This window comes from Flavipsychrobacter stenotrophus (assembly GCF_002954265.1).
GTDB lineage: Bacteria > Bacteroidota > Bacteroidia > Chitinophagales > Chitinophagaceae > Flavipsychrobacter > Flavipsychrobacter stenotrophus.
In genome coordinates, this window is the sequence record NZ_PPSL01000001.1 from 438,643 (window position 1) to 450,670 (window position 12,028).

Annotated in this window: 1 protein-coding gene; it reads left to right on the forward strand. The window is 44.6% G+C overall.

The features are described 5' to 3' along the window. The first annotated feature begins 478 nt into the window (after positions 1-478). Positions 479-12,004, forward strand: a complete 11,526-nt coding sequence (locus tag CJD36_RS02050) for a fibronectin type III domain-containing protein (RefSeq protein WP_133162451.1) — start codon at positions 479-481, stop codon at positions 12,002-12,004. Positions 12,005-12,028 lie beyond the last annotated feature (24 nt).

The window sequence follows — 12,028 nt, forward strand, 5'->3', positions numbered from 1 at the left end:
CGTCGAAATGATATGTTAAAGATGATAATGCAGAAAAAGTTGGCTGTGATAAGCAAATTTGGAACCAACTACTCTTATCAAATTTCGGAGCAAGTGAAAGGCTTTGTAAGTAGGTATTGTTGTCACTACAACTGCCAGAAAACGGTTAAAAATTGATAATATTTCATTAAGACCTGATTAATGCTATCTGTTATCAATTAATAGACTACATCTTATTATAAAATAAATAATAGTAATGTTTAGTTAAAATGGTCAAAATTAGTTAAATTGCTAGTTAATAAGTTCTATCATAGTTGAAAATTATTCATGATAAAAAAACATCTTAATAATCGCATGAAATACAGCAAATTGATATTAAATATATTTTTTAGTCAATTTTGGTTAGTTTTTTGTCGGTTTATGTTGATTATGATTGAATTACGTCTACCTATTTCCGTTGAATTATAATAAAATAAGAGTTAAAATAAAATGTAATCTTATGAAAAAGTTCCTACTTTTGTTTTTGCTGTTGCCCGTTTTGAGTTTGGATCGTGTGTTTGCACAGGCCAGTACAGCTAACTATACTTTTACCCCTGGGGCAACCGGGTCGTTGGCGCTAGATCTCAATGCCAATGTCATTGACTTAAGCACGGGTGCAACGGCACTTGTTGCAGCGTCTATAGATGATGGCCCTGCTTCACCAATAACTACAATTCCTTTTGACTTTTGGTTTATGGGTGTGCGGTATACCAGCTTTTCAGTAACCGCCAATGGCGCACTGACTTTTGCCACCACACCGGGTACTACTCTTTATACTTTGCCCAATGGTTCAACACCAACCTTGTCTGCATTTGCCAATGACCTGATGATGGGTACCGACGGTCAGGTGAGAAGCAAGGTATTCGGCACGGCGCCAAACCGAACGTACGTGGTGGAATGGTTAAATGACATGATCAGATATAACCTGGGTGTGACCGGCCCCGGTACCGGTACCTGGCAGATAAGGCTATACGAAAACACCGGGATAATAGAATATGTGTATGGAGCTATGACCACCAACCCGGCTACTCCTAATGCCTATTATGTTGGTTTTTCTAATAATACCACTACAAATAATGTGATGTCTGTCAACACTGCCGCATTAACTGCATCAACAGTTGCGCCAATGACATCTAATACTTATACATCCAGTTCTACAATTACAGAGTTGAACTCTGCTGCTGATGGATCGAGAAAGAATTTCAAATTTGCTTCAACTGCACCCAATGCACCTTCAGGAGTTACGGCGACTGCCGGGTTAACTACCGCTACGCTGAACTGGGTAGATAATTCGACCAACGAACAGGGCTTTGTCATTTATGCATCGCCCGATGGTATAACCTACACTTTTGCCGGCCAGGCTGCCGCCAATGCGACTACGCTAACTGTAGGAAGTTTGTTGCCGAGCACTTTGTACTCATTTAAGGTGTATGCAGTAAGTGAAGGTGCGCTAAGTACAGCTGCTCCGATAGCTACGGCTACCACCACTGCGTGTGCCTTTGCTGGTATTAAAACGGTTGGTCCCACGGGTGACTTTGCCAATATTCACATGGCTGTAAATTTCATGATCACCAACGGTATTTCGGCATCCTCTGCAATTGAGCTGCAAACAACATACCTCACATCAAGTGATACATTACCGATCGTTATTAACGCTATACCATGTGCAAGTGCATCTAATACTTTAACTATCAGGCCTCAGGGTACTTTGGTTATGTCAGGAACAGGAACTGCTTTATTTGACCTTAATGGTGCTAACTATGTGGTGATCGATGGTCGTGTTGGTTCTACAGGCACTGCTAAGGCGTTGACAATCTCTAATACGGGCACCGGTGCAGCCGTAAGATTTATTAACGATGCTAGCAATAACAAGATAATCTACACCACACTTACCAGTACAGAAACCAGTACAACTAATGGTGTTATATTATTCAGTACCACCACCGGTAGTGCCGGTAATGACAATAACCTGATAGATAATAATGACATCCTTGATGGTACTACTGCACCAGCCAATGGTATCTATTCATCGGGTACGGCAGGTAAGGAAAACGACCATAACACCGTCTCTAATAATAATATTGCCAATTATTTTAGCGCCGGTAGTGCTACCAATGGCATTTTCCTTACCACGGGTAATACCGACTGGACAATAACTGCTAACAGGTTCTACCAGACAGCAACAAGAACCTATACCACTACAAACACACACCGGGCTATCCAAATTGCAAATACCGCAGGTAACAACTTTACGGTCACCAACAATATCATTGGCTATGCAACAAATGCAGGTACTGGTATTTATACGATGACAGGTACAGTTGGTACTTCTTTTGTCGGTATCGCTATGAGCGCGGGTACTACTACTGCATCAACAATACAGGGTAATACCATTACGGGTATCGGCGTCATTGGTGCAGCAGGTACTTTCACCGGTATCAACGTTTCTAATGGTAATGTAAACGTTGGTAATATCACACCTAACGTTATTGGTTCTACTACAGCTACCGACGCTATCGTAAAATCGAATTCAACATCTACAAGTCCGTCCATAACAGGTATATCTCAGTCATCAGCTGGAGCTGTACTGATCCAGGGCAATCTTATTGGTGGTCTTACCTCTGCCGGAAGTACAACAGCGACAGGTAGTGGTATTGTAGGTATAGTAGCTACATCCGGTACGGTAACCATTACAGGTAATACTATTGGTAGTACTACTATTGCCAACAGCATCAACGGTTCAACTGTTAGTTCAGGCACCGGTACTGTATATGGTATCAATGCCAGCACTGGTCCTGCACTTGCTATAACCAATAATACCATTGCTAATCTTAACAATAACGGAACAGCAACCGGGTCATTGACCGCTGGAATATTATGCAGCGGTAGCGCACCGGCTGTAATTTCTGGTAACTCTATCCATGACATCAGTGGTGCCACAGCAAGTACAACAATTACAGGTCAGGAAGGTGTTTGCGGCATCGCATTCACAGGTTCAGCTACTGCACCTGCCATTACTCAGAATACTATCTATGCTATCTCGGCAACCAATAATACTGCTGTTACGTCTAATGCAGCAGGTATTGGTATCTCCAATGCCACCAACGCAACAGTAACACGCAACCGGATATATGATATCCGCAATGCATCGACCGGAACTACAGCTACTACACCACCCACAGCTGATGGTATAGTGATCGGTAATGTATCTACTGGTATCACAGTTGCAAATAACATGGTGTCTCTGGGTAATATACAGACTACTAATACTTCTTTTACCGGTATTTGGAATAGTGTAACTACTACGGCACCGTTAAATATCTATTACAATTCTGTAAATGTCGAAGGGTCAGTTACTTCAGGTGCTTTAGCATCAGCGGCATTCCATAGAGGTAATTACAGTGCAACGGCGGTTACATCAACTGTAGACGTAAAGAATAACATTTTTGTGAATACACGTAACGGTGGTTCAGGAAAACACTACGCTATAGCAAATGGTATTAATGTTGTCACAGCGAGTACTTTAGGTTGGGCGTCAAATGCATCGAACTATAACATTCTTAACGCTACTGCGGCCACAATAGGTTACTGGAGTGGTGATCAAACTTTTGCAACATGGCAGGGAGCATCACTAAGTGATGGTAATTCTTATGGTAATACATCTGTGGTATTTACAAATACTGCAACCGGCGATCTGCATATCAATATGGGTATCGTTGCCAATAACCTGGAATCACATGGCTTGGCGATCACTGGCTTGTCAACTGACTTTGATAATGACACTCGTCCTGGTCCTATCGGTTCCGTAAACGGTGGCGGTACGGCTTCAGATATAGGTGCTGATGAATTTGATGGCACATTGGTCGATAACATAGCACCAAACATGGTATACACCAGTTTGCCCAATACATGCGGCACCGGCGACGTTACCGTGTCAGTTACGATAACTGACCCTAGTGGTGTTCCTGTTGCAGGTTCTGGCCTGGAACCGAGAATTTATTTTAAGAAAGGTGTCGCAGGTACTTATTTCTCGGTTGCAGGTACGCTTTCATCGGGTACTGTGACAAATGGCGTATGGGGCTTTACAATACCAGTGGCCACACTGGGTGGAGTAGCGGCACCAGATCACATATACTATTACATTATAGCGCAGGATGTCTTCGCAAATGTGGGGGCGAATCCGTCAGCAGGTCTTGTTGCTACAAGTGTGGTAAGTGTCACCACACCTCCTGTTGCGCCGGCAGTATATTCAATACTTCCGGGTGCAGGCACGTTTACTGTAGGTGTCGGTGGTAATTATACAACTATTAATGAAGCGGTAAATGCTTACAACCTTGGTTGTCTCACTGGCCCAATAGTTTTCAACCTTACCGATGTTGCTTACCCTAGTGAAACATACCCCATAACAATAAACGGCAACGCGGGAGCCAGCTCTGTAAATACATTGACCATTCAGCCTGCTGTTGGTGTTGCGGTTTCGCTTACCAGTTCTGCCGCTGCAACTGCAGTATTTAAGCTGACTGACGCAAAATATGTAACTATAGATGGTTTGAACACTGCGGGCAGCAGCTTGTCGATCACGAATGGTAATACCGGTACAAGCACAAACATATGGTTGGCAAGTGCCACAACAGGTAACAGTTTTATTGCCTTGAAGAATATGAATATCACCGGTGGCAGCAACTCAACCACCGGCGATTGGGGAATACTTTCCGGAATTAATGGTGCAACACCATCTGGCACTGCAGGTGCAGACAATGATAATGTCACTATACAAGGAAATACAATGCTTAAGTGTGGCTACGGTGTATATGCATTCGGTACAGCTACAGCATCGGCAGGTGGCCTTGACAACTGGACCATATCTGGCAACACATTCGGACCAACAACAACTGGTGCTAATTCATTCGGTTATAATGGCCTGTATATGGGTAGTTTGATTTCCGTAACTATCAGCAACAATACTATAAGGAATATTGGTACTTCAAGTTCTTCAACTCAGTCCGTAGGTATCAACCTTAGCAGTAATGTAAATGGATTTACAATCTCCGGTAATAATGTTAATAATATAATTGCCAGTGCCTCTGTAAGTGGGGTTAACTCAGTTGCTGGCATTTCTATTGGTAACAATGTAATTAATGGCACGATCTCCAGGAATACGATCACTGCTATTTCTAACATCAGCACCGGTGGCTGGGGTGGAAGAGCGCTGATCCTTAATACAGCTAACGCTACATCTGCTATTGACATCACAAATAACATCATAGCTGATATCTTCACTTATTCTGATGCCGGTAGCCTTTACTGGCCAATGGGAATAAATATAGATGGTACCACAGGTGGCGTTAATATCTATAACAATTCGGTGAATCTGTTTGGAACGCATTCCGGCCTTACAGGCGGTACGGGTTCGGCGGCTCTTTTTGTTTCTGCTGGTGCAAGTGCGCTGAATGTAAGGAACAATATTCTGGTAAATACTTACGACAATACATCTTCATCTACAGATAAGGGTTACAGTATTTACTCTCTTGGTACATCAGCTGCATTTACTGCAATTGACTATAACGACTATGCGGCTACTACACCTGATGTGTTGGGTAATATTGGTGGCATAGATGCAACTAACCTGGCAGGAATACAGACAAACTTCGGTGGCAACACACATTCGTTGAATCTGATGCCTGTCTTCGTTTCTAATACAGACCTGCACCTACAGCCGGTAACTGCCAATGCAGGGTTAATGGCTGGTACGCCTATAGCCGGTATCACAGTTGATATCGATGGTACAGTTAGAAGTGTTACTGCCCCAATCATTGGTGCTCATGAGGTATCTATTCCTACGTGTGGCGTAGTTACTGCAGGTACTGCATTGCCGCTTATTCCTTCCTTCTGTGTAACAGGTTCTACTACTATCAGCTTGTCTGGTGCTTCTACTGGCCTTGGTATATCTATTCAGTGGTATTCTTCTTCAGATAGCGCCACCTTTACTGCTATAAGCGGAGCTACAAATAATACATATACAATTGCTCCGGCAATCACAAGTACCACTTACTATCGTGCGGTCATCAGTTGCAGTTATAGTGGTAATATAGATTCAGCGAGTACGCGTGTTAAGATCAATCCACTCCCTACCATCGCTGTAACTCCTGATGGTGGCTCAATGTGCCTTGCGGGTACAGGTGTTTCTATGGTGGCAAGCGGTGCACTTACTTATACCTGGTCGCCATCTACGGCATTGTCTGCAACAACTGGCGCGGCTGTAACCGCTACGCCAACTATTACAACTGCGTATGTTGTTTCTGGTACCGACCTTAATGGTTGTGTGAATACACATACATCAACGGTAGTGGTAAATTATGCTCCGGGGGCAATTACGTTTACACCTGCGCTCCCTGCTATCTGCGCTGGTAGTTCTACATCAATTACAGCCGCGGCCAGCATTGTTGGGCCAGGCGTAGCAGCAACTCAAACCTTCAACTCTGGTTTGGGTAGCTGGATGGTTGATAATACGGGCACAACAGACTTTGACGCACAAGCACCTTGGCAGTTGCATCCTGATGGCTTTGTAAGTCCTGAAGGGGATACATATCATAGTCCGGATAACAGTTCATTTGTGTCAACTAATGCCGACAACAATGGTTCTGGTACTGTAAATATTAGCAGGTTGGTTTCTCCGGTATTCTCATTATCCAATTATGTTGCTGCAACAGTTTCTTTTCAACATTATTACAGGGTATATGGCACCGGTGACGTATTTATAGGTGTAGAAATAACTACAGATGGTGGTGCTACATGGAGCACTTTGCAGAACTATACGGGTACAGCTGCAGGTACGTTGACAGGTTTTGCACCTGCCAGCATTGACCTTGCTTCTTATCTGGGTGCGCCTGCTGTGCAGCTAAGATGGAGATACCATTCTGCTTATGGCTATTATTGGGCTGTAGACAATATCTCAGTTGCCGGTACTACCAGCATTCCTGCTACCAACATCACATGGTCTCCATCTACAGGCCTGTTCAATGATGCGGCTTTAACTAGTCCTTATACAGGTACAGCCGCAGCTACAGTTTATGCAGCTCCTGCTATTACAGCTGGCTACACCGTAACTGCAACCAATACCGGTTGCTCAACAACGGGTTCGGTTAGTGTAACTGTTAACCCGCTTCCTTTGGCATATGCAGTTACCGGCACCGGCAGCTATTGCTCAGGTGGTACCGGTGTTGCGGTTGGTTTAGTTAATTCTGAAGTTGGCGTAAACTACCAGTTATATAATGGTGCTACTGCCGTCGGTACACCGGTTGCTGGCACCGGTTCTGCCATCAGCTTTGGTTTGCAGACTACTGCTGCTACTTATACTGTAGTCGCTACCAATGCTACTACTTCATGTACTAACAATATGACCGGGTCTGCCGTTGTTTCAATTGATCCGCTTCCTACAGCTTTCACAATTACCGGTGGTGGTGATTATTGTATAGGTGGCACAGGGGTTGCAGTTGGTTTATTTAATTCTACTCTCGGCGTTAGTTATCAGTTGTATAACGGTGCTGTTACAGTTGGCAGTCCGGTAGCAGGTACAGGTTCAGCTATCAGTTTCGGATTGCAGACCGCAGCCGGTACTTATACAGTTGTTGGAACAAACCTTACAACTACATGTGTGAATAACATGCTTGGTGCTACTACGGTTACCATCGATCCACTGCCAACTGCATATGCGGTAACTGGTGGTGGTAGCTATTGCTTCGGTGGCGCAGGTATGGCTATTGGCCTGGGTAATTCTGACGCTGGTGTTAACTATCAATTATACAATGGCGCAACAGCTGTTGGTTCTCCTGTTGCTGGCACTGGGGCAGCTATCGGCTTTGGTCTGCAGACTACTGCTGGTACATACACTGTAGTTGCTACTAATGGTGCTACTACATGTGTCAACAATATGACTGGTTCCGCTACTATTGCTATTGATCCATTACCGCTTACGTTTGCCGTTACCGGTACTGGCAGCTATTGTGCTGGTGGTGCCGGAGTGGCAATTGGTTTGTTGGGTTCGCAGACTGGTGTCAATTATCAGTTATTTAATGGTGCTACTGCTGTTGGAACACCGGTGGCAGGTACAGGTTCAGCTATCAGTTTCGGTTTACAAACTACTGCTGCCACTTATACAGTTGTAGCTACAAATACAGCGACAACATGTACTAATAACATGACCGGTTCAGCAACCGTTACCATCAATCCATTGCCAACTGCTTTTGCTGTTACCGGTGGTGGAGGGTATTGCTCTGGCGGTACTGGTTCGGTTGTAGGATTATTTAATTCTCAGTCGGGTGTTACGTATCAGCTATATCTTGGCACATCAGCTGTTGGTACTCCTGTTGCCGGCACTGGTTCGGCCATTTCTTTTGGCGCGCAAACAGCCGTTGGTTCTTACACTGTGGTAGCTACTAACACCGTAACTACATGTGTCAATAATATGACTGGTTCGGTTACTGTCTCAATAGATCCGTTACCTACCGTTTATAATACTACAGGTGGTGGTAACTATTGCGCTGGTGGTACGGGTGTGGCCATCAATCTCAGCAATTCTCAGACTGGTGTAAACTACCAATTGTTCAATGGTAGTTCTCCTGTAGGTGCTCCTGTTGCAGGCACGGGATCTGGTATCAGTTTTGGCTTGCAGACTGCAGCAGGTACTTATGCTGTATCAGCTACAAATGCTACTACTTCATGCACAAGTAATATGAATGGCTTCCCTGTTATCACAGTAGATCCGTTGCCTACTGCATTTGCCGTAACCGGCGGTGGTAGCTATTGTGCAGGTGGTACAGGTATGACCATTGGCTTAATTAATTCTACATCTGGTGTCAATTATCAGTTGTTTAACGGTGCCTCTGCTGTTGGTTCGCCAGTTTCAGGTATTGGTGCGGCTATTTCGTTTGGCTTGCAAACCGCCGCAGGTACTTATACGGTAAATGCAACTAATACATCTACCACTTGTACAAATCTTATGACTGGTTCGGCAACTATTACAATAACACCTATCCCTACAGCATACACAATTTCTGCAGGTGGTAGCTATTGCTCAGGTGGTGCAGGTGTTACTATTACTTTGAGCAACTCTGCAACCGGTGTAAACTATCAGCTGTTTAATGGTGCTGTAGCAGTAGGTTCGCCTGTAGCGGGTACCGGTAGCAGCATTAGCTTTGGTGCGCAGAGCGCAGCCGGTACTTATACCGTAGTCGCAACAAGTGTAGCGTCTTCATGCACTAACATTATGACCGGTTCTGCTACTATAACTATTAGTCCACTGCCAATTGCATATACGGTTACCGGCGGTGGCGGTTATTGCACAGGAGGTACAGGTATGGCTATTGGTCTCAGTAATTCCGATGCAGGCCTAACTTACCAGCTATTTAATGGCGCTACTGCGGTAGGAACAGCTGTTGCCGGAACAGGTAGTTCAATATCATTTGGCTTGCAGACTACAGCAGGTACTTATACCGTAGTTGCAACAAATAGCACTACTACATGTACTAATAATATGCTCGGTTCGGCAACTATTACTGTCAATGCGCTACCTACTGCATACACCGTCACCGGTGGTGGTGGATATTGTGCTGGTGGTACAGGTATGGCTGTAGGGTTGAGTAATTCTCAGTTGGGTGTTACCTACCAGTTATATCTCGGTGGTTCACCGGTAGGTACTCCTTTAGCAGGTACAGGCACCGGTGCAATATCGTTCGGTTTGCAAACAACTGCTGGTTCTTATACTGTTGTAGCAACAAATACGGTTACAACCTGCACAAATAATATGACAGGTTCCGTAACGATCTCAATTAATCCATTACCTGCTGCATTTACAATATCTGCAGGTGGTAGCTATTGCTCAGGAGGCACTGGTGTTACTATTACATTGAGCAACTCCGTTTCAGGTGTTAACTATCAATTATACCTGGGTGCTACAGCAGTTGGGTCGGTAGTTTCTGGAACGGGTAGCTCAATTAGTTTCGGATCTCAAACTGCTGCTGGAATCTACACTGCTACTGCTATTGACGCAACAACAGGTTGCACAGCAACTATGACAGGTTCAGCTACAATCACCATTGTCGCTCCTCCTTTAGCATTTGCTGTTACGGGCGGTGGTTCGCTTTGTGCTGGTGGTGCCGGTGTTGCAGTTGGCCTTGCCAATTCAGCCGTGGGTGTTAATTATCAATTATTCAACGGCGCTACGGCCATAGGTACTCCGGTTGCCGGTACTGGGTCTTCACTCAATTTTGGTTTGCAGACTACTGCGGGTACTTATACGGTTGTAGCTACCAATACAACTACTACATGTTCTATTACCATGACCGGTTCTGCTACCGTAACTGTTAATCCATTACCTATCGCATATACAGTAACAGGTGGTGGTAGTTATTGCACAGGTGGTACCGGTGTTGCAGTTGGTTTGAGTAATTCAGAGACGGGCGTTAGCTATCAGTTGTTCCTGGGTGCTACAGCAATCGGTACACCGGTATCTGGTGTTACTGGTACTGCAATTAGTTTTGGTGTGCAGACTACTGCAGGTATTTATACAGTTGTTGCTACCAGCGTAGCAGGTAGTTGCACAACCAATATGACCGGGTCAGTTACTATCTCTATCGATGCCCTGCCTACGCTGTATGCAGTTACCGGTGGTGGCAGCTATTGCATAGGTGGTACAGGAGTCGCAGTTGGTCTGGGTAATTCCGACCTTGGAGTCAACTACCAGTTGTATCTGGGTACACCGGTGGGAGCACCGGTTGCAGGTACAGGCGGTGCTATTAGCTTTGGTTTACAAACAACCGCAGGTGCATATACAGTTGTAGCGATCAATGCTTCATCTTGTAGTGCTACAATGACAGGCTCTGCTACAGTGTCTATTTCAACTTTAAGCACAGTCTCTGTTAGTGTATCTACAGGTGTTGGTGATACAGTATGCGATGGCACATTGACTACATTTACTGCAACTCCGGTAAATGGCGGTGCTGTTCCGGCTTACTCATGGAGTGTGAATGGTGCTATCACCACTTCTACTGGTCCTACATATTCTTATGTTCCAACAAGTGGCGATATTGTTTCAGTAACACTTACAAGTAGTGCAGCATGCGTAATTGCCGCAACCGCATCTACCGCTGATACTATCTACACAGCCATTAACCAGACACCTTTATTAAGCATCGCAGCAACACCGGATACAGTAGTTTGCGCAGGTACCCCTGTTACGTTTACAGCCTCTGGTTTATTTGGTGGTACAACTCCGGTATATGCTTGGGTTGTTAATGGTGCCGTTGTTGGCTCAGGTAGTATCTACACGTATACACCTGCAAATGGCGATATAGTTGGTGCAGTTATGGTCAGCAACTTCGCTTGTGTAACCAACGACACAGCGATCAGTAACATCTTCACAATAGATGTGAATCCTGTTCTTACACCAGCCGTTACCATTTCAGCTGCTCCGGGTACTACAATTGGTATTGGTGCTACACTCACACTTACTGCCGGTGTTACTTCAGGCGGCTCATCTACTATCTATCAATGGTATGTAAATGGTGTTGCTGTAACGGGTGCTACCAACAGTACGTATGTTAATAGCGGTTACACCGATGGTGATACTGTTTATGTAATAGTAAATGCGTCACCTTGTGGTGGCAATGCTACCAATGGTGTTGTAGTGCATGTAACTAACGGTGTTGACAATGTAACTACGGTTGCGGTCAATGTTAACTTGATGCCTAATCCTAATAACGGTACATTTAGCGTTAAGGGTACTTTGGCTGGTAGCAACGATCAGGAAGTAACAATGGAGATCACTAACATGATAGGTCAGGTTGTTTACAGGCAGAATGTGATAGTAAGGAATGGTGAAGTAAATGAACTGATACAGCTAGACGGTATTGTAGCTAACGGCGCATACCTGCTCAATTTCCGTTCAGGTGCCGATACCAAACAATTCCATTTTATACTGAATAGATAATAGTGTTGCTTTTTGTGATGATGA

What these genes read in the sequence shown, in the direction of transcription:
- CJD36_RS02050 (WP_133162451.1), top strand. Translation starts at nt 479, where the DNA reads ATGAAAAAGTTCCTACTTTTGTTTTTGCTGTTGCCCGTTTTGAGTTTG.